The organism is Pseudomonas sp. MPB23, assembly GCF_046605395.1.
Taxonomy (GTDB): Bacteria; Pseudomonadota; Gammaproteobacteria; order Pseudomonadales; family Pseudomonadaceae; genus Aquipseudomonas.
The window spans coordinates 249,181-268,686 of the sequence record NZ_CP176771.1 but is presented as its reverse complement, the minus strand read 5'-3'; the positions used below and the strand labels follow the sequence as shown (position 1 = coordinate 268,686).

At 62.4% G+C, this 19,506-nt stretch carries 16 protein-coding genes, 1 pseudogene and 1 riboswitch; of the genes and pseudogenes, 11 read left to right on the top strand and 6 right to left on the bottom strand.

What is annotated here, in order from left to right:
• The first annotated feature begins 4 nt into the window (after positions 1-4).
• Positions 5-973, top strand: coding sequence for a glycosyltransferase (locus tag ACLH0J_RS01150; RefSeq protein WP_411390537.1), 969 nt, complete (start codon positions 5-7; stop codon positions 971-973).
• 181 nt (positions 974-1,154) lie between these two features.
• Positions 1,155-2,239 (top strand): annotated as a pseudogene (locus tag ACLH0J_RS01145) (glycosyltransferase).
• On the opposite strand, the gene ACLH0J_RS01140 reads toward ACLH0J_RS01145, so the two are convergent.
• A complete protein-coding gene (locus ACLH0J_RS01140; RefSeq protein ID WP_411392758.1) occupies positions 2,228-2,794 on the bottom strand; it encodes a toluene tolerance protein in 567 nt (188 codons plus the stop codon). The pseudogene ACLH0J_RS01145 and the gene ACLH0J_RS01140 overlap by 12 nt on opposite strands.
• A 149-nt stretch (positions 2,795-2,943) precedes the next feature.
• Here ACLH0J_RS01140 and ACLH0J_RS01135 point away from each other — a divergent pair, with 149 nt between their 5' ends.
• The 6 genes from ACLH0J_RS01135 to ACLH0J_RS01110 all read left to right on the top strand — a co-directional run bounded on the left by ACLH0J_RS01135 (position 2,944) and on the right by ACLH0J_RS01110 (position 9,851).
• Positions 2,944-4,122, top strand: a complete 1,179-nt coding sequence (locus ACLH0J_RS01135; RefSeq protein WP_411390536.1) for an O-antigen ligase family protein — start codon at positions 2,944-2,946, stop codon at positions 4,120-4,122.
• A 9-nt stretch (positions 4,123-4,131) separates the two neighbouring features.
• A complete protein-coding gene (gene msbA, locus ACLH0J_RS01130) occupies positions 4,132-5,940 on the top strand; it encodes a lipid A export permease/ATP-binding protein MsbA (protein ID WP_411390535.1) in 1,809 nt (602 codons plus the stop codon).
• A 149-nt stretch (positions 5,941-6,089) separates the two neighbouring features.
• The gene (locus tag ACLH0J_RS01125) at positions 6,090-6,794 is read left to right on the top strand and encodes a sulfotransferase family 2 domain-containing protein (protein ID WP_411390534.1); all 705 of its coding nucleotides are present in this window, start codon (positions 6,090-6,092) and stop codon (positions 6,792-6,794) included.
• Positions 6,787-7,395 (top strand): adenylyl-sulfate kinase, encoded by a 609-nt coding sequence (cysC, locus tag ACLH0J_RS01120; protein ID WP_411390533.1) that lies wholly within the window; start codon positions 6,787-6,789, stop codon positions 7,393-7,395. The genes ACLH0J_RS01125 and cysC overlap by 8 nt, the downstream gene beginning before the upstream one ends.
• 103 nt (positions 7,396-7,498) lie before the next feature.
• Positions 7,499-8,923 (top strand): bifunctional D-glycero-beta-D-manno-heptose-7-phosphate kinase/D-glycero-beta-D-manno-heptose 1-phosphate adenylyltransferase HldE, encoded by a 1,425-nt coding sequence (gene hldE, locus ACLH0J_RS01115; protein ID WP_411390532.1) that lies wholly within the window; start codon positions 7,499-7,501, stop codon positions 8,921-8,923.
• Entirely contained in the window at positions 8,916-9,851 is a 936-nt protein-coding gene (locus ACLH0J_RS01110; protein WP_411390531.1) for an NAD-dependent epimerase/dehydratase family protein, read from the top strand. The genes hldE and ACLH0J_RS01110 overlap by 8 nt, the downstream gene beginning before the upstream one ends.
• 33 nt (positions 9,852-9,884) lie before the next feature.
• On the opposite strand, the gene ACLH0J_RS01105 is transcribed toward ACLH0J_RS01110, so the two are convergent.
• From ACLH0J_RS01105 to ACLH0J_RS01090, 4 genes are read right to left on the bottom strand one after another with little or no spacing between them, the layout of a single operon-like run.
• Positions 9,885-10,853: a metal ABC transporter ATPase gene (locus ACLH0J_RS01105; protein WP_411390530.1), complete on the bottom strand. Its 969-nt coding sequence runs from the start codon at positions 10,851-10,853 to the stop codon at positions 9,885-9,887.
• A gap of 41 nt (positions 10,854-10,894) precedes the next feature.
• Positions 10,895-11,707: an aldo/keto reductase gene (locus tag ACLH0J_RS01100; RefSeq protein ID WP_411390529.1), complete on the bottom strand. Its 813-nt coding sequence runs from the start codon at positions 11,705-11,707 to the stop codon at positions 10,895-10,897.
• Positions 11,704-12,879 carry an NAD(P)/FAD-dependent oxidoreductase gene (locus tag ACLH0J_RS01095; RefSeq protein WP_411390528.1) on the bottom strand — a complete coding sequence of 392 codons (1,176 nt, stop codon included), beginning with the start codon at positions 12,877-12,879 and terminating at the stop codon, positions 11,704-11,706. Before ACLH0J_RS01095 ends, ACLH0J_RS01100 begins: the two co-directional genes overlap by 4 nt.
• A gap of 55 nt (positions 12,880-12,934) precedes the next feature.
• On the bottom strand, positions 12,935-13,270 hold the full coding sequence (locus ACLH0J_RS01090) for a DMT family transporter (protein ID WP_411390527.1): 336 nt from the start codon (positions 13,268-13,270) through the stop codon (positions 12,935-12,937).
• Positions 13,271-13,389: 119 nt separating this feature from the next.
• Between ACLH0J_RS01090 and ACLH0J_RS01085 the strand changes: the two genes are divergently transcribed.
• Positions 13,390-14,280, top strand: a complete 891-nt coding sequence (locus ACLH0J_RS01085; protein ID WP_411390526.1) for a LysR family transcriptional regulator — start codon at positions 13,390-13,392, stop codon at positions 14,278-14,280.
• A gap of 23 nt (positions 14,281-14,303) precedes the next feature.
• Positions 14,304-15,581 (top strand): lipid IV(A) 3-deoxy-D-manno-octulosonic acid transferase, encoded by a 1,278-nt coding sequence (gene waaA, locus ACLH0J_RS01080; RefSeq protein WP_411390525.1) that lies wholly within the window; start codon positions 14,304-14,306, stop codon positions 15,579-15,581.
• Between the two features lie 30 nt (positions 15,582-15,611).
• On the opposite strand, the gene ACLH0J_RS01075 is transcribed toward waaA, so the two are convergent.
• Complete coding sequence (locus ACLH0J_RS01075; protein ID WP_010563297.1) at positions 15,612-17,051, bottom strand: TolC family outer membrane protein; 1,440 nt, start codon at positions 17,049-17,051, stop codon at positions 15,612-15,614.
• A gap of 194 nt (positions 17,052-17,245) precedes the next feature.
• Positions 17,246-17,351: riboswitch (TPP riboswitch) on the top strand.
• 148 nt (positions 17,352-17,499) lie between these two features.
• Between ACLH0J_RS01075 and thiC the strand changes: the two genes are divergently transcribed.
• A complete protein-coding gene (gene thiC / locus ACLH0J_RS01070; RefSeq protein WP_010563298.1) occupies positions 17,500-19,389 on the top strand; it encodes a phosphomethylpyrimidine synthase ThiC in 1,890 nt (629 codons plus the stop codon).
• Positions 19,390-19,506 lie beyond the last annotated feature (117 nt).

Genomic DNA, 19,506 nt, shown 5'->3' with positions numbered 1-19,506 from the left:
AGTCATGAAAGTTTTGTTTCTGGTGCAGAAAGAACAGCGCGCCATTCTGGATCGTCTCTACGACGGTGTGGCCGCCCACTGCGAGTGTGATACCCGCTGGCTGAGCAGTGACGAGCAGCGCAACCTGCGCGCCTACTTCCGCCGTGAGGTGGATGTGACCCGCTATGACCGCATTGTCTTCTTCCTGCGCTTCAAGCAGGAAATCCGCCAGGTCGGGTTCATTCGTACGATCCCCAACCTGGTGATCCTCGAACACGACGCCTACCAGAACTACATTCCCTGCAAGTACACCGGCAAGTTCAGCGCGCACTACCGGCGCTTGCCATGGGCGCGGGTCATCAGCTCCGGCCATATGGTCACCGAGCGTCTGCGCGCCGAAGGCTTCGACGCGGTGTTCGTGCCCAAGGGCTACGACCAGGTGCTGTTGCAGGCCCCGCCTCCCGAAGAGCGGCGTGAGCGCGACATCGAGCTGGCGTTCGTCGGCAGCACCAACAGCGTGGCCTACAGTGGGCGCAAGGCATTGCTCGATGAGCTGGCGCGGGTTGAACCTTTGGTGGTGACGCGGACCAAATCCGGTGAGGAGTACTGCGCGACCCTCAACCGCATCCGTTTTTTCGTCAGTGCCGATGTGGGCATGGGCGAGTACATGATCAAGAACTTCGAGGCCATGGCCTGCGGCTGCGTGTTGCTGGCGTTCGATCAAGGCGCCGCCGAAAACCAGGCCCTTGGTTTCAAGGACATGGTCAATGTGGTGTTCTACAAAGACATCCCGCAGTTGCAGGAAAAACTGGCGGTGTTGCGCGCCGACCCGCAGTTGGCGGCAGACATCGCGCGTAACGGCCAAGACCTGGCGGTCAGCCAGTTCAGCTTTGCCCGTATCGGCCAGCGCATTGTCGATGCGCTACAGCCACCCCTGCGCGCCCGGGCGCCCTTGAGTTTGCTTGAGCGGCTACGTTTGAAACTGAACGTTTGATAATGGTCAGTTTGTCTTGGAGTAGTGGCCAGATACGAAAGCCCCCTTGGACAAGGTGCGGCGCAAGCGTCGAGATCGGATCAGCGGGCCGCCATGTCGGCACGGGATGTCGGTATCTGCGGGTTGATCCATCAGTTACGTATGACAAGCCACCACAACGCCGTATAAGGTCATTTTTTCGATGAGTATCCTCAACATCATGTGGGCCGGTGGTTCTGCTTACGCCTCGGTGCAGAAGGTTCATCAGCAGATACTGTCCCACGTCGTCGGCCGTGTGCCGGTTGACACCTGGCTGCTTCAAGGCAGTGCAGAGGGGGGCGAGCCGGCGCACGAGTGGAAACTCTCCTCGGCCCAGCTCAAGGGCCGGCACCTGTGGAAGTTGCTGATGCCGAGGTTGCGGGCGCGTTTTCAAAAGGCGCTGCCCGAAGGGGTGAAGGTCGTGCTGCTGGATGGGGTTGGCGTTGCCCGGGTAATGTTGCCGATGCTCAAGCGCTTGCCGCAGGTGCGGGCAGTGGTGGTCTTTCATGGGGTCACGCGTTTGCGTCGGGCAGACCAGACGCTGTTCGAGCAGTTCTCGGCGGAGCAGTTGACGCTGGCGGCGGTCTCGCAAACCCTCGCTCACTCGCTTGAGGGCTACCTGAAACGCCCGGTAGCGGTGCTGCGCAGCGCTTTCGACCCTGTCGCTTTCCGTGCTGCCGCACTTTCCCGGGAGCAGGCGCGGGCGCGTCTGGGACTGCCGTTGGATGCTGTGCCGGTACTGGGCGCGGTGGGTCGGCTGGTCGACGACAAGGGCTTTGGTTGTTTGCTGGAGGCATTCGCCAGCGTGTTGCCAGGTTGGCCTGACGCGCGCCTGGTGATCGTCGGCGAGGGGCCGGCGAGGTCGGCCCTCGAGGCGCGTATCGAGCAGCTCGGCCTGCCGGGCAAGGTGTCACTGCCCGGTCATTTGGCGGACGCGGCGACGCTCTACCGGGCCTTGACTGGGTGGCCATTCCGTCGACGCAAGAGGGCTTGGGGTTGATCCTGCAGGAAGCGGTGATGGCCGGTGTGCCGGTGCTGACCAGTGACTTGGCGGTGTTCCGCGAGCAACTGGCGGATACCGGCTGGTACGCCCCTTCAGGCGAGGTGCAGGCCTGGGGCGATCTGATTGCACGTGCCTTCGCCACTTCCGCGCGGGAGGTGCTCGAGGCTCAGTCGCGGGCGCTGGCGCCGGAGCAAGCCTGGAAAGACTTCAGTGAAACCTCCCGGCGGCTGTTTTCATGCCGCTAGCAGTGCTTGCTCCAGTGCGTGCATTGGAAAGCGATCGTTCAGCTTCTCGCGCGCAATATAGCGTGCGAAGTGCTGCAAGTTGCGCCGCGCGAGTTCCGGGTTCAGGGGGGCGCGCAGAAAGCGCATGTCGGCCACGTCGATCAGCCCCATTTCGTTGTCTGGCGTCACCACGATATTGCCCAGGTGCAGTGAGCGGAAGTAGATGCCTGCACCGTGCAATCGACGGATGAGGGCCACCAGCGGATCGAGGTTCGATTGCCAGTCAAAGCCTTCCTTGTTGGAAATCTGCCGCAGGGTTTCTCCCGGCAACGGGCGATACAGCACGGCGGTCATGCCGGACGCTGGCAGTTGAAAGAACGCAAGAACGGTCAAGGTCGGAATGCCGCGCTGCTGCAATTGCGCCACGTTGTCGATGAACCGTTTGGAATAGGGGCGAAACAGCGCGGATGAAAGCAGGCGTTTGCGACGAAACAGTTTAAGGATATTCCCGTCGCTCAGCAGGTAGACTTTCGGGCCGTAGCTGTCCTTCTCCAGGATTCTGGCGCCTTCAATCATCGCGGTTAAATCGGCTTGGGCAAGCCTTGAACATTGCATTGTTGGAAAGCCTTGTGGGAGTCGCGGGGCACAGTGGTCGGTAATAATGCCGAAAGTTTTGGGTTTTAACCATGCCGGGTTGGCGGGTTGAACGTATTCAGGAGCGGGTGATGCAAGCAAGTCGTTGGGCGCAGGTATGGATGATTTTTGGGTTGCTTTGGTTTTTGCTGGCGATTGCCTACGCGCCGACCAACAAGATTTATCAACAAGGCTTGACTCTGTTTCTCTGGTTGCCAGCCATGGTCTTTGCCTGGTCGGCACGTGAGCGTCTCAAGGAGGTCTGGCGCCAACAGCGCTGGATGTGCCTGATGGTTGCCGCGCTGGCCGTGTGGGGCGCGATCAGCCTGACGTGGACCAATGCCGAAGATCCTTCGCGCGAAGCCAAGCGCCTGCTGTATATCGGCGTGTTCCTGTTGTTTTTTCCGGTATTTGCCTGCGGCCGGACCGAGCAGGTCATCCGCGTGATGCAGTGGGGCGGTTTCGGGCTCGGCTTGTCGTCGCTGCTGGCGATCATCAAGTTCTATGGCCTTGAGCATCACCCCTGGCAGGCGCGTCTCGGCGGGCTGGGGCAATTGAGCCATCCGATTCTTGGCGCCTACGTGATTGGCCTGGCGGCCGTCTGGCTATTGCACTGGTTGCCCCGTGGTCGCTGGATGCAAGTGGCATGGGCCGTGTCCATTGCGCTGCTGGGTCTGTTTGTGGTGCTGAGCCAAAGCCGTGGCGCTGCACTGGCACTGCTGCTGACGGTCGTGGCCATGCCTGCCTGGTGCCGTGACCGTCGGACCGCAGTGATTGCCATCGGCGCAGTCGTGGCCGCGCTGGCGGTGTTCTTTGCCATGCAATCGTTGATGCTGGCCCGTGGTGTCTCCTATCGACCACAGATCTTCATGGCCTCCCTGCAGATGATTGCCGAGCATCCATGGACTGGCCTGGGCCTGGGCGGGGATTACAAGGTGTTTACGGATGGTGAGTATTTCGACCATGCCCACAACCTGTTCACCCACGTAACCATCGAACTGGGCCTGCCGGGCCTGCTGCTGTGGTGCGGGCTGTGGTTCGGCGTGTTGTGGCAAGCCTGGAAGGCGCGCGACACGCTCTACGGCAAGGGCATCATCGGCATGTGGGTGTTCTCGTTCCTGGCCATGCAGTTCGATGCTGCCAGCCTCACGGGCACGCCTCGGGCCGAGTGGTTCATCTCGTGGCTGCCGATTGCGCTGGCCAGTGTCTTGGTCTGGGCTCGGGCCAAACCCGACGCTTGTGATAAAGTTCGCGTCCTACCCCATCAGTGAGCTCGACACATGAGTGACGCACCGCCAAAAGCGGACCAGGAATCCAGCCTGAAAATTTATTTCAGGCTGCTGGGCTATGTGAAACCGTACATCGGCATGTTCCTGCTGAGTATCGTGGGCTTCGTGATCTTTGCGTCCACCCAGCCCATGCTCGCCGGGATCCTCAAGTATTTCGTGGATGGCCTGAGCAATCCCGATGTGGTGTTCCTGCCCAATATTCCGTTGTTCAAGGACCTGAAGTTGCTGATGGCCGTGCCGCTGCTGATCATCCTGATCGCCGCGTGGCAGGGCCTGGGGTCTTTCCTGGGCAACTATTACCTGGCCAAGGTTTCCCTGGGACTGGTGCACGACCTGCGGGTCCAACTGTTCAACAAGCTGCTGGTGCTGCCCAACCGCTATTTCGATACCCATAACTCCGGGCACCTGATTTCCCGCATCACCTTCAACGTGACCATGGTCACCGGCGCGGCCACGGATGCGATCAAGGTCGTGATTCGCGAAGGCCTGACGGTGGTGTTCCTGTTCGGGTACCTGTTGTGGATGAACTGGAAGCTGACCCTGGTGATGCTGGCGATCCTGCCGCTGATTGCGCTGATGGTCGGCAGCACCAGCAAGAAATTCCGCAAGCAGAGCAAGAAGATCCAGGTGGCGATGGGCGACGTGACCCACGTGGCCTCCGAGACCATCCAGGGTTATCGCGTGGTGCGCAGCTTCGGTGGCGAAAGCTATGAGCAGCGCCGCTTTGCCGCTGCCAGCCAGGGCAACACCGATAAACAACTGCGCATGAACAAGACCGGCGCGGTCTACACCCCAATGCTGCAACTGGTGATCTACACCGCCATGGCCGCATTGATGTTCCTGGTGCTGCTGCTGCGCGGCGATGCCACGGCGGGTGACCTGGTGGCGTATATCACCGCTGCGGGCCTGCTGCCCAAGCCGATCCGCCAGTTGTCGGAAGTCAGCTCGACGATCCAGAAAGGCGTGGCGGGTGCCGAGAGCATCTTCGAGCAGTTGGATGAAGAACCTGAGGTCGACGGCGGCACCGAAGAGCGCGATCGCGTCAGCGGTCGCCTGGACGTGCGTAACCTGAGCTTCACTTACCCAGGTACCGAGCGCGAAGTGCTCAAGAACATCAGCTTCAGCGCGGCGCCGGGCCAGATGATTGCCCTGGTGGGGCGTTCGGGCAGTGGCAAGTCGACCCTGGCCAGCCTGATCCCGCGTTTCTACCATCACGAAACCGGGAAAATCCTGCTGGACGAGCTGGAAATCGAACACTACAGCCTGCGCAACCTGCGTCACCATGTGGCCCAGGTCACCCAGCACGTGACGTTGTTCAACGATACCGTGGCCAACAACATCGCCTACGGCGACCTGGCGGATGCGCCCCGGGCAGACATCGAAAAAGCCGCCGAAGACGCCTATGCCATGGACTTTATCTCGGAGCTGCCAAACGGCCTGGATACCGAAGTGGGTGAAAACGGCGTGCTGCTCTCCGGTGGCCAGCGTCAACGCCTGGCGATTGCGCGGGCGCTGCTGAAAAACGCACCGCTGCTGATTCTGGATGAAGCGACCTCGGCGCTGGATACCGAATCGGAGCGCCATATCCAGGCGGCGCTGGACAAGGTCATGAAGGGCCGTACCACCCTGGTCATCGCGCACCGGCTGTCGACGATCGAAAAAGCCGACATGATTCTGGTGATGGATCACGGTGAAATTGTCGAACGTGGTACGCATGTCGAATTGCTGGCCATGGGCGGCTATTACTCGCGGCTGCACGCCATGGGGCTCGACGAGCCAGCAACGGCTAACATCACCTGACGAACCGGGCGCGCAATGCGTCCGGTTTGTATCAAGTTGCTTACAGATATTGACCAAAGCCAAATAATTGGCGGCCTATCATTTGTTATGTTGGCCCTCTCGATCTTAATGATGAACGAGAGGGCTAACCTTCTTGCGTGGGTATTGGAATGCTGCAACGACTGTTCTGGAAACTGCTCCCCAAGCCTCAACGGGAGTTTCTGCTGGGGCGTTTGTCGGTGGTGGATCGTCAGGCGGTGAACAAATCCCTGTCTGCGGTGACCGTGCTTCCTCCCGCCTTCGAACGGCACCAATGTGTCTTTATCCACGTGCCCAAATGCGCCGGCAGCAGTGTCTGCTCGGCCCTGCTTGATGGGCGCTGGCCAGGGCATTTGCCGTATTACTGGTATCAGCAACAATTCCCTGAGCACTGCGCGCGCAGTTTCAAGTTTGCATTCGTGCGCGACCCACTGGAGCGGGCCTACTCGGCCTACACCTACCTGCGCGGCAACCACATGGGTGATCGCGACCTGCAAGCCCAGACTCTGGTCCGCGGCTACCGCGATTTCGATCATTTCATTGCCGGCTGGCTGCACCCGGAGAACCTGCGGCGCCAGTTGCATTTCGCGCCCCAGACCGATTTTCTGGTCGATCACCTGGGTCATATGGCGATGGACTTTCTCGGGCGCCAGGAGTCGTTGCAGGAAGATTTCCAACATCTGTGCGAACGCCTCGGCGTGGTCTCAGGCCTGCCGCATCTGAATGTTTCACTGGGACGTCGCAATGAGCCGGTCAGGGACTTTTGCTCGTTGCGTACGCGCCGACTGGTCAGGCGTGCCTATCAACGTGATTACGAGGTCCTCGGCTATGAATAGTCAGTCGCTTGGCGCGGGTTCGGCGCCTATCCGTCCCTTTGCCTTGTCGTTGTCGGCCGCCGCACGGGCCGCGCTCAAGCAACAACAGCCCTGTTGTCTGTGGCTGACGGGGCTGTCCGGCTCCGGTAAGTCGACCCTGGCCAATGCGCTGGAAGTGCAGCTCAACGAGCAGGGGCGGCATACCTTTGTGCTCGACGGCGATAATTTGCGCACCGGTTTGTGCAACGACCTGGGCATGAGCGACGCGGCACGCAAGGAAAACATCCGGCGTATCGGCGAAGTGGCGCGGCTGATGGTGGATGCGGGATTGATCGTGATCGTCTCGGCGATTTCCCCGTTCAGCGCCGACCGGGCGACCGCCAGGGCATTGTTCGGGGCGGGGCAGTTTTTTGAGGTGTATATCAGCACACCGTTCGAGGTGTGCGCACGGCGCGACCCCAAAGGCCTGTACCGCGCGGCGCTGGATGGGCGCATCAAGGCGTTTACCGGGTTGGACAGTCCCTATGAAGCACCGCTAGCGGCCGACTGCGAGATCAATACCGACGAGGTCGACCTGGGCGATGCCGTGGCGCATATCCTGGCGATGCTGTTTAAAAAATAATCAGTCTGCGCCCATGTTGCATCGCGGATAAAGCTCTGGAACTAGGCGGCGCTCACCCTGTGCTAATATCGCGCCCCTGTTCATTTTGTATGTGGGTTGCTCCATGAAGTTGTCCATGCCGCGATTCGATCAAGCCCCTGTCTTGGTGGTCGGCGATGTCATGCTCGACCGTTACTGGCATGGCGGTACCTCACGGATTTCCCCTGAGGCGCCGGTGCCGGTCGTCAAGGTCGAGCAAATCGAAGACCGTCCAGGCGGCGCTGCCAACGTTGCCCTCAATATTGCCGCCCTCGGCGCCCCGGCCTCCCTGGTCGGAGTGACCGGCGACGACGAAGCCGCCGACAGCCTGGCCAACAGCCTGCGCGGCGCCGGCGTGCGTGCACTGTTCCAGCGCATCGCCCATCAGCCGACCATCGTCAAGCTGCGGGTCATGAGCCGTCACCAGCAATTGCTGCGTATCGATTTTGAAGAACCCTTCGCCACCGACGCCCTGGCTCTCAGTGCGCAGGTCGATGAGTTGCTCGAAGGCATCAAGGTGCTGGTGCTGTCCGACTATGGCAAAGGCGCCCTGAAGAACCACCAGGCGCTGATCCAGGCCGCCAAGGCCCGTAACATTCCGGTACTGGCTGATCCCAAGGGCAAGGACTTCTCGATTTATCGAGGCGCCAGCCTGATCACGCCGAACCTCAGCGAGTTCGAAGCCATCGTCGGCGGTTGCGCCGATGAGCTCGAACTGGTGACCAAGGGCGCGGCGCTGATGGCCGACCTCGACCTGGGCGCCTTGCTGGTGACCCGTGGCGAGCACGGCATGACCCTGCTGCGCCCGGGCTATCCGGCGATGCACCTGCCGGCGCGGGCCCGTGAAGTGTTCGACGTGACCGGCGCCGGCGACACCGTGATTTCCACCCTGGCCGCCTCCATCGCGGCCGGCGAAGAACTGCCCCACGCCGTGGCCCTGGCCAACCTGGCAGCGGGCATCGTGGTCGGCAAGCTGGGGACCGCGGCCATCAGCGCCCCCGAGTTGCGCCGCGCGATCCAGCGCTCCGAAGGTTCGGAACGTGGCGTGCTGACCATCGAGCAATTGCTACTGGCGATTGACGATGCGCGGGCCCATCACGAAAGCATTGTGTTCACCAATGGCTGCTTCGACATCCTGCACGCCGGCCACGTGACATATCTGGAACAGGCGCGCGCCCAAGGCGATCGCCTGATCGTCGCGGTCAACGATGACGCATCGGTCAGCCGCCTCAAGGGCCCGGGTCGTCCGATCAACAGCGTTGACCGACGCATGGCGGTCCTGGCCGGCCTGGGCGCGGTGGATTGGGTGATCAGCTTCCCGGAAGCGACCCCGGAAAACCTGCTGGCCCTGGTCAAGCCCGACGTACTGGTCAAGGGCGGCGACTATTCCGTCGACCAGGTAGTCGGCGCCGATATCGTCACCGCCTACGGCGGCAAGGTCAAAGTCCTCGGGTTGGTCGAGAACAGCTCGACCACCGCCATCGTCGAGAAGATTCGCAACAATGAGTGAAGCCGAGAAGCGCGTCCTGATCACCGGCGGTGCCGGCTTCATTGGCTCGCACTTGGTCGATGCGCTGCTCGCCAAAGGCTATGCGGTGCGGGTGCTGGATAACCTGTCCACCGGCAAGCGCAGCAACCTGCCGCTGGACAATCCTCGCGTCGAATTGCTGGAAGGCGATGTCGCCGACGCCGAGCAGGTGGCGCGCGCCGCCATCGGCGTGACGGCGGTGGTGCACCTGGCGGCGGTGGCGTCGGTGCAGGCGTCGGTGGATGATCCGGTCAGCACGCACCAGAGCAATTTCGTCGGCACCTTGAATGTCTGCGAAGCCATGCGCAAGGCCGGGGTCAAGCGCGTGGTGTTCGCGTCCAGTGCTGCGGTGTATGGCAATAACGGCGAAGGCGCTTCGATCGACGAAGACACCGCCAAGGCGCCCTTGACGCCCTATGCCTCCGACAAGTTGGCCGGCGAGTATTACTTGGATTTCTACCGTCGCCAGCATGGACTGGAGCCGGTGATTTTCCGCTTCTTCAATATCTTCGGGCCGCGCCAGGACCCGTCTTCGCCGTATTCCGGCGTGATCAGCATCTTCAGCGAACGTGCCCAGCAGGGCTTGCCGATCACCGTGTTCGGCGACGGCGAGCAAACCCGCGACTTCATGTATGTGGAAGACCTGGTGGGCGTGTTGGTGCAGGCTATCGAAGCCGCCGATGCGCCCTTGGGTGCGATCAACGTCGGCTGGAACCGCACCACCACCCTCAAGCAAGTGCTGCAGGCATTGGAAGAAGCGGTGGGCGCATTGCCTGCCGTGACTTACGGGTCGGCACGGTCGGGGGATATCCGGCATTCGCGGGCGAATAACCAACGGTTGCTGGCCAGTTTCAAACTGCCCGAACCCACGCCGTTGGCCGTGGGCCTGGAGCGTCTGCTCAACGCCTGAACGTTTCCCCGGTGCCCGTACTTGTAGGAGTCGTCAGCGGCTGGCTTTTTTCGTCGGCACGATCTTGCGCAGCATCTGCCGCGCCTTGCCGGTCAGGCGCTTGAGTTTCGACTCTTTCTCAGGCTCCGCCAGGCCTTGCTGCCTGAGCCAATCCTTCCAGCGAATACGCTCCTCACGCACCAGCCAGCCTTCCTGGCGGGCGAAGCTTTCGGCCAGGTACAGCCCCCGTGTGCTGGCGGGATACAGTTGGTCTTTCTTCATGGTGTACAACTCGGCGAGGGGCTGGCCGTCTTTGAGTGGCATCAGGTACAGGTCCGGACGCTGACGGTCCAGGCGCGCCACCAGTTGGTCGCCTTCGAGTCGTTCATCCACATGGAACAGGCTCAGGGATTTGGCTTCCTTCGGTACTTCCAGGCGCAAATCGTAGATCAATTGCAGCGAGGCGGTCGGCAGGTGCACGTAGGCGCGCGGGCGCTCGATCAGTTGAGTGGTGGCGCAGCGCACCGGGCGGGCGGCGCCGGACAGGGGGCTCAAGCGAAACGGCAGGGCCTCGCGATAATGCAGCGCGGCTGCGTAGGGCGCTGGCAGCCAGGTGTCGTTAAAGCGCCCGCTGAGCCAGCCTTCGGGCGTCTCCAGCAAGCATTCCTCGGCTATCTCCTGGATGGCGGTGTGCAGCGGCAGGTTCAGTTCATGGGCGGGAACGTAGCCGGAGATCAGCTTGAGCACCACATCGCCACGGTCCTGGCGACGCTGGCGTACCAGCACCCAGTAATCCTTGTTTTGCCAATGCAGGGTCAGGCGCACCGACACGCCGAGGTTCGCCAGTTCGAGCACAAAACGCTCGGAGTCTGCGACATCCACCGGCTTGCGCCGTTGCAGGGTCTGGGCGAAGTTGAGCGGCATGCCCACGCTCTGGTAGCTCAGGCCTTCGGGTGTGGCTTCGACGTGCAGCGGCAGTGTCTTGAAGTTGCTGGGGTTCTTTCTTATGAGCGTTCGCGGCATGTCGGCTCCTTCCTGCGACGGGGTCGGCCGCGTCGGCGGCATCAGCGTTGACGAATGACTTGGGCAGCGGTCGCCACGTTATGGGCCAGGTGCAGCGGATTGATGGTCCCGACAATAGCACTGGCGACGCCGGTTTGCGCAAACAACAAGGTGAAGCTGGCACGAACCGGGTCCACTCCCGGCGCAAGGCACACGTGGCCGCTGGCCAGGGCCTTTTTTACCAGGATGCCTTTGCCATGGGTCGCCGCATAATCAATGACGGCTTTTTCGGCCTGTTCGTTCAGATTGTAGGTGACCATCGCGCAATCACCCTGTTCCAGAGCCTTCACGCCGCCCTCGACGGTTTTGCCAGAGAAACCGAAACCACGGATCTTGCCTTCCTTTTTCAACTGCGCCAGGGTCTCGTAGACCTCGCAGTCATTGAGGATGTGCAGGTCGTTGCCATCGGAATGCACCAGCACCAGGTCGATAAAGTCCGTTTCCAGTCGCTTCAAGCTGCGTTCGATCGACATCCGGGTATGGGCCGCGCTGAAGTCGTGACGGGACACGCCGGCTTCAAACTCCTCGCCGACCTTGCTGACAATCACCCAGTCCTGGCGCTGGCCCCGCAACAGCGGCCCCAGGCGCTCCTCGCTCGTCCCGTAGGCCGGCGCGGTGTCGATCAGGTTGATCCCCAACTGGCGGGCCTGACGCAGCAGCATGCGTGCTTCGTCGTCGTCGGGAATCTGGAAACCGCTGGGGTATTTCACCCCCTGGTCGCGGCCCAGCTTGACCGTGCCCAGGCCCAGCGGCGAAACCAGCAGGCCGGTGCTGCCCAGGGGCCGATACAGGTCGTGCAGGGTGGGCAGGCTCATGGCAGTAGTTGCTCCCAGGCCGGAACGCCGATGGCGGGTTTGGGCAGGTCGGGCAGCGGGGCGGACACGCTCGGGCGGATGCCGTCGCGTTCCAGGGCGTTGATCACCCGATCGGCGAAGTCCGGCGCCAGGGCCAGCTTGGTCGGCCAGCCCACCAGCAGGCGGCCTTGTTCGGCCACGAAGGCGTTGTCCGGGCGGGTCATGCCCGATTGCAGCGGCTCGGCGCGGTCGACGCGCAGGGTGGCCCACTGGGTCTGGCTCATGTCGATCCACGGCAGCAGTTGTGCCAGCTCTTTTTGCGCGGTGGCGATCTGTTCTTCAGGTGTGCGCGCCACGCCATCCGCCTCGGCAATGTCGCCGCCCAGGTACCACACCCAGTTGCCGTCGGCGGCGGGGTGGGTGGTGACGGTGATGCGTGGCTTGGTGCCGCCGCCCAGGCAGTGGGCGTACAGCGGCTTCAGGCCGGGGCCTTTGGCGATGATCATGTGCAGCGGGCGCTTTTGCATGGCCGGCTGGCTCAGACCCAGGCTCGCCAACAGGTCAGCGGTGCCGCCGCCGGCGCTCAGCACGATGCGCTGGACACGGATCTCGCGGCCATCCACCTTCAACCCCAGCAGCGTGTCGCCTTCGAGCAGCGGTTCGATGTGTTGCCCGGCGAGCAGGCCATCACCGCCCAGTTGCGCCAGGCGTTGGATCAGGCTGGGCACGTCGATGACCAATTCCGCCAGGCGATACACCTTGCCCTTGAAGCGACGGTCCTGCAGGGCCGGCGGCAGGTCGTCGCCCTTGACCTGATCGACGCGGCCACGCACCGCCTTGCTCGCGAAGAAGCTGGTGAGGTTGCCGGCGAGGGTGCCCGGGGACCACAGGTAATGGGCTTCGGACAACACGCGCACGCCAGACAGGTCCAGCTCACCGTCGCCGGCCAGGGCTTCGCGCCAGCGGCGCGGCATATCGGCAATGGCTTCGGAGGCGCCGGTGAGCGCGCCGTGCAGGGCGTATTTCGCGCCGCCGTGGATGATTCCCTGAGACTTCACGCTTTGCCCGCCACCCAGGGTGGCGTTTTCCACCAGCACCGTGGAAAAGCCCTGGCGACGCAGGCGTGCATTCAGCCAGAGGCCGGCAACTCCGGCGCCGACAATCAGCACGTCGGTGGAAATAACGGATGGCATGGGCGACCTCAGTGTTCAAGACAAGAGTCGCAGTATACAGGCTGTTGAGTGACGGTCAGTGCCCGGCGGTTTTCGAGAACAGTTGAATCACCACTACGCCCAGCACGATCAGGCCCATGCCCAGCATCGCCGGCACATCGAGCTTCTGCCCATAGATAAACAGTGCCGCGATGCTCACCATCACGATGCCCATCCCGGCCCACACCGCGTAGGCCACGCCCACCGGCACGGTGCGCACCACTAGGGTCAGCATCCAGAAGGCCACGCCATAGCCGACGATCACCAGCAGCAGCGGGATCGGCGTGCTCCAGCCCTTGATGGCTTTCATGGACACGGTGGCGATCACTTCCGAGCAGATGGCGATAGCCAGGTAGTAGTAGGCGACATTCATGGGGCAATCCTCGGAGTAGACCGGCACTGTAGGCGCGAGCGCCTACAAAGGTTGGCATTTTAGCGATTGGTCAGATGGGGTAAAGTCATTACCTATCCGAATTTGAGATGGGTTGAGCCATGAGCGTGCAATGGAACCTGGAACAGATGCGCCTGTTTGTCGGCGTCGCCGAACAGCGTTCGTTTTCGGCGGTGGCGCGCGAGCAGCGCAAGGCGCAGTCGGCGGTCAGCAACGCGATTGCCCTGCTGGAAGCCGACTTGGGCATCAGCCTGTTCGAGCGCAGCAGCGGCCGCCAGCCACGCCTGACCGAAGCCGGCAGCGTGTTGCTGGAGGAAGCACGCGAAGTGCTGCGCCAGTGTGAACGCCTCAATGGCCGGGCGCTGTCCTTGACCCGCGGCGAGGAAGCCTGCCTGCGTCTGGCCCAGGATGAGGCGATGTTGTTCCAGCCGATACTCGATAGCCTGGAGGCGCTGGCGGGGCAATACCCGTTGTTGGAAGTGCAGCTGTCCAGCGCCGCCCAGGGCGATGTGGCGCGCAAGTTGGTGGAGCGCAAGGCCGACCTGGGCCTGTTGTTCTATCACGACCAGATCCCCGAAGCCCTGGAGCGGCGCGTGGTGGGCAGTGTGGAGATGGTCACGGTGTGCGGCGTGAACCACCCGCTGGCCAAGGACCGGTACGTGACGTGCCAGCGCCTGGCGCAGTTTCGCCAGTTGTTGATGTCGACCCAGACCAGCGTCTACCCCGGCAGCGAAGCGGCCAGCCCATTGGTGTGGCGCGCCGACAGTTTCTACGTATTGGCCGAATGGTTGATGAGCGGCCTGGGCTGGGCCTGGCTGCCCCGGCATATCGTGCAATACCCGACCTATCAGCAGCAGATGGTGGAACTGGACAGCGAATGGACGCCGCCGGCCCTGGTGGTGGAACTGGTCTGGCGGCGCGACGAGCACCTCGGCCCCGCCGCGCGCTTTCTCGCCGAACGTTTTGCCGAGCGCTTGCAGGCGATCGACTGAAAAAGCCGATAAACTCCGCCGCCATGAATAGAACTCTCTACAGCTGTCTGTTTTACCTGGCGCTGCCGTTGGTGGCTTTACGTCTGTGGCTGCGTGCGCGCAAGGCGCCGGCCTATGCCAAGCGCATCGGCGAGCGGTTTTCCTATGGCTTGCCGCCGATGCAGCCGGGCGGCATCTGGGTGCATGCCGTGTCCGTGGGCGAAAGCATCGCCGCCGCGCCGATGATTCGCGCGCTGCTGGCGCGTTATCCGCAGTTGCCGATCACCGTCACCTGCATGACGCCCACCGGCTCCGAGCGCATCCAGGCGTTGTTCGCCAGCGAGCCGCGCATCCAGCACTGTTACCTGCCCTACGATTTGCCCTGTGCGGCCAAGCGTTTTCTCGACCGGGTACAGCCCAGGCTGGCGGTGATCATGGAAACCGAGCTGTGGCCCAACCATATCCACGCCTGCGCCCAGCGCGGTATTCCGGTGGCGCTGGCCAATGCGCGATTGTCGGCGCGTTCCGCCAAGGGCTATGCGCGCTTCGCCAAGTTGACGGCGCCGATGCTGGCGCAAATGAGCCTGTTCGCCGTGCAGACCGAAACCGAGGCCCAGCGTTTCCTGAGCCTGGGCGCGCGGCCGCAAACCGTGCAGGTCACCGGCTCGATCAAATTCGACCTGACCATCGACCCCGAGCTACCTGCGCGCGCCGCCGCCCTGCGCGAGCAATGGGGCGCCAGCGAGCGACCGGTCTGGATCGCCGCCAGTACCCATGAAGGTGAAGATGAGGTGGTGCTCGCGGCCCATCGCCGATTGCTCGACAGCTATCCCAATGCACTGCTGATTCTGGTGCCGCGTCACCAGGAACGTTTCGGCCCGATGTTCGAGCTGTGCACGCAACAGGGTTTTGCCACGGTGCGCCGTTCCAGCGGCGAGCCCGTCACCGCGCAGACCTCGGTACTGCTCGGCGATACCATGGGCGAGCTGCTGTTTTTGTATGCCTTGGCGGACAGCGCCTTCGTCGGCGGCAGCCTGGTGGCGACCGGTGGACATAACCCGCTGGAGCCGGCGGCGCTGGCCAAGCCGGTGATCATGGGGCCCCACGTGTTCAACTTCCTCGAAATCACCGCGATGATGCGCGACGCCGGGGCATTACGAGAGGTGGATGATGCTGAGGGGCTGGCTGAGGCCGTGCGGCAACTGTTCGAGTTGCCGCAGGATGCACAGCGCATGGCGCAGGCGGGTCTCAAGGTGATGCGGGCCAACCAGGGCGCCTTGAAGCGCTTGTTGGATGGACTGGATCACCTGATGACTCACTGACGCACTACCGATTCAAGTGTGGGAGGGGACTCAATAGCCTGGGCGGGCCTTGAGTTGCTCGGCGGCGGCTTTAGCCAGGTCCGGTGGCAGGAAGTCGCGATCCGGGTTGTAGTCCGCCTTGAGATAACGCGTCAGGTCCTGCAGGTCGCCGGGGTTCAGGGTGCCCGCCGCCTGTTTCAGACGCAGGTTGTCGAGGATGTAGTCGTAGCGGCTGTTGTTGTAGTTGCGCACCGACGAGTAGAGCTGGCGCTGGGCGTCGAGCACGTCGACGATATTGCGCGTACCCACCTGGTAACCGATTTCCGTGGCTTCCACTGCGCTCTGGTTGGAGATGATCGACTGGCGGCGTGCCTGTACCTGCTCCACATCGGTGTTCACCGCGCGGTGCAGGTTGCGCGTGTTTTCCACCACCTGGCGGCGCAGGCCTTCGCGCTGCTGTTCGATCTGGCCCAGGCGCGAGTAGGACTCCCGCACTTGCGAGCTGGTCAGGCCGCCGCTGTAGAGCGGGATATTCAGGCGCAGGCCGATGGTGCGTTGCTCCACCGGGCCGTGGTAGGCGGTGCCGAAGGCGTTCGGGTTGCTGAAACCGAGGGCGTCGTTGTCGCCTTTTTCGTACTGGGCGACGGCATCCAGGGTCGGCGCGTGGCCGGCCTTGCGTTGCTTGAGGGTTTCCTCGGCGGCCGTGACGGCGTAGTTGCTGGCCAGCAGGTTAAGGTTCTGGCGGCCGGCCGTTTCCACCCAGGCCTTGGCGTCGTTCGGCAGCGGCGGCAACACCGGCAGCGTATGGACAATGCCCTGGATCGAGTTGTACTGGCGGTTGGTCAGGGTGATCAGCGCTTCAAAAGCGTCGTCGACCTGGCGTTGCGCAACGATACGGTTGGCCCGTGCGGTGTCGTAGCTGGCCTGGGATTGCAGCACGTCGGTCTTGTCCGACAGGCCGACGTCGAAGCGTTCGTTGGACTGATCCAACTGGCGCTTGAACGCGTTTTCTTCGGCCTTGGTCGAGGCCAGGTTGTCCTGGGCGCGCAGCACCGCGAAGTAGCTTTCGGCGCTTTGCAGGATCAGGTTCTGTTCGGTGGCCGAGAGTTGCAGCGCCGCCTGTTCGTTGGTGGCTTCGGCCGCTTGCAGCTGGAACCAGCGGTCGGCGCGGAACAGCGGCTGGCTCAGGGTCGCGCGCCAGGCGTGGGCATCGCGGTTGGCGGTGGCAGCGGGTGTATCGATCTGGGTGCGCGAGTTGGTGATATCGGCACCGCCCGACAGGTTCGGCAGCAACCCGGCGCGGGCCTGGGGTACCACTTCCTTTTGCGCGCCGTATTGGGCGCGGGCGGCGGCCAGGTCGGCGTTGTTGTCCACCGCTTCCTGATAGACGCTGACCAGGTCGGTTCTGGCGGACAAGGGCGCTTCAGCTGCCCAGACCATTCCGTTGGTCGCACAAGACACGGCAAGCGCCAGTGAGAGTTTGCGCAGCATGAGGCGATCCCTGAGTAAATATTACGACGATAATGTGTTGGCCAAGGCTACGGTCACTGTTTCAGAGCGTCAAGCTTTTAGCCGTAGCCGAGTGTAGTGGTGCTTCCACGGCGCAACAATCCTGCAATTACGCCATTCATCACGCTGAATGCTCCGCTATTGGCAATTTGCCCATGGCATGGTCTAGACTGGCCGCGTTCTTGTCGGGGTGCCTTGTTGGAAGGCTGAGATCGGTAAATACCGGATCCCGTTGAACCTGATCAGGTTAGCGCCTGCGTAGGGAACAAGATTTCTCGTCACCCGGCGAGTCCTCTTGTGCTTCGTCCGGGATGAGCGTTCGACTATCGAACGACCCCCGAGCATTGCACAGCACTGGTTTTCAGTGCACCCATCCGTCACAGGTTCGCTCCGACAAAAATCCACCGCCTGGATAGTTGGAGAGCCCGTGATGAGTACAACACCAAAAAATACCGTGCATTTGAGTGAATCGGCCAAGGTCGACTCCGGCTCCGTGCAACCGTTTACCCGCTCGCAGAAGATCTACGTGCAAGGCACCCGCCCGGACATCCGTGTACCGATGCGCGAAATCAGCCTGGACGTGACCCCCACCGATTTCGGCGGTGAAATCAATGCCCCCGTGGTGGTCTACGACACCTCCGGCCCCTACACCGACCCCAACGTCATCATCGATGTGCGCAAAGGCCTGGGCGATGTGCGCTCGCCGTGGATCGAGTCGCGTGGCGACACCGAACGCCTGTCGGGCCTGAGTTCGCACTTCGGCCAGCAACGCCTCACCGATGCGGAACTGACCGCGCTGCGCTTCGCCCACGTGAAGAACCCGCGCCGCGCCAAGGCCGGCGCCAACGTCACGCAGATGCACTACGCGCGCAAAGGCATCATCACCGCCGAGATGGAATACGTCGCCATCCGCGAAAACATGAAGCTCGAAGAAGCCCGCGCCAGCGGCTTGCTCGACCAGCAGCACGCCGGCCACAGCTTCGGCGCCAGTGTGCCGAAAATCATCACCCCGGAGTTCGTGCGCGAAGAAATCGCCCGTGGCCGTGCAATCATCCCGGCCAACATCAACCACACCGAACTCGAACCGATGATCATCGGCCGTAACTTCCTGGTGAAGATCAACGGCAACATCGGCAACAGCGCCCTGGGGTCGTCCATCGAAGAGGAAGTGGCGAAACTCACCTGGGGCATTCGCTGGGGTTCGGACACGGTGATGGACCTGTCCACCGGCAAGCACATCCACGAAACCCGTGAATGGATCATCCGCAACTCGCCGGTGCCGATCGGTACCGTACCGATCTACCAGGCCCTGGAAAAAGTCGGCGGCGCCGCCGAAGACCTGACCTGGGAGCTGTTCCGCGACACTCTGATCGAACAGGCCGAGCAGGGCGTTGACTACTTCACCATCCACGCTGGCGTGCTGCTGCGCTACGTGCCACTGACCGCCAAGCGCGTCACCGGCATCGTCTCCCGTGGCGGCTCGATCATGGCCAAGTGGTGCCTGGCGCATCACAAAGAGAACTTCACCTACACGCATTTCGACGAAATCTGCGAAATCATGAAGGCCTATGACGTCAGCTTCTCCCTCGGCGACGGCCTGCGCCCCGGTTCGATTGCCGACGCCAACGACGCCGCGCAGTTCGGCGAGCTGGAAACCCTCGGCGAACTGACCAAGATCGCCTGGAAGCACGACGTGCAAACCATGATCGAAGGCCCCGGCCACGTGCCGATGCAGTTGATCAAGGAGAACATGGACAAGCAGCTCGAATGCTGCGACGAGGCGCCGTTCTACACCCTCGGCCCGCTGACCACCGACATCGCACCCGGCTACGACCACATCACCTCCGGCATCGGCGCGGCGATGATCGGCTGGTTCGGTTGCGCCATGCTCTGCTACGTCACGCCCAAGGAGCACCTGGGCCTGCCGAACAAGGATGACGTGAAGACCGGGATCATCACCTACAAGATCGCCGCGCATGCAGCCGATCTCGCGAAAGGTCATCCGGGCGCGCAGATCCGCGATAACGCGCTGAGCAAGGCGCGCTTCGAGTTCCGTTGGGAAGACCAGTTCAACCTCGGCCTGGACCCGGACACCGCGCGTTCCTATCACGACGAAACCCTGCCGAAAGACTCGGCCAAGGTCGCGCATTTCTGCTCGATGTGCGGGCCGAAGTTCTGCTCGATGAAAATCACCCAGGAAGTGCGTGAGTACGCGGCCAACCAGCGCATCGATGCGGTGGATGTGGACGTGGCCAAGGGCCTGGCGGAGCAGGCTGAGCGCTTCAAGCAGGAAGGCAGTCAGCTCTACAAAAAAGTCTGATCCGGGATTGGTGGTACCTGTACTGGCCTCATCGGGAGCAAGCCCCCTCCCACATTTGAATGTGTGCGCAATTCAAAGTGTGGGAGGGGGCTTGCTCCCGATTGCAATCTTTCAAAC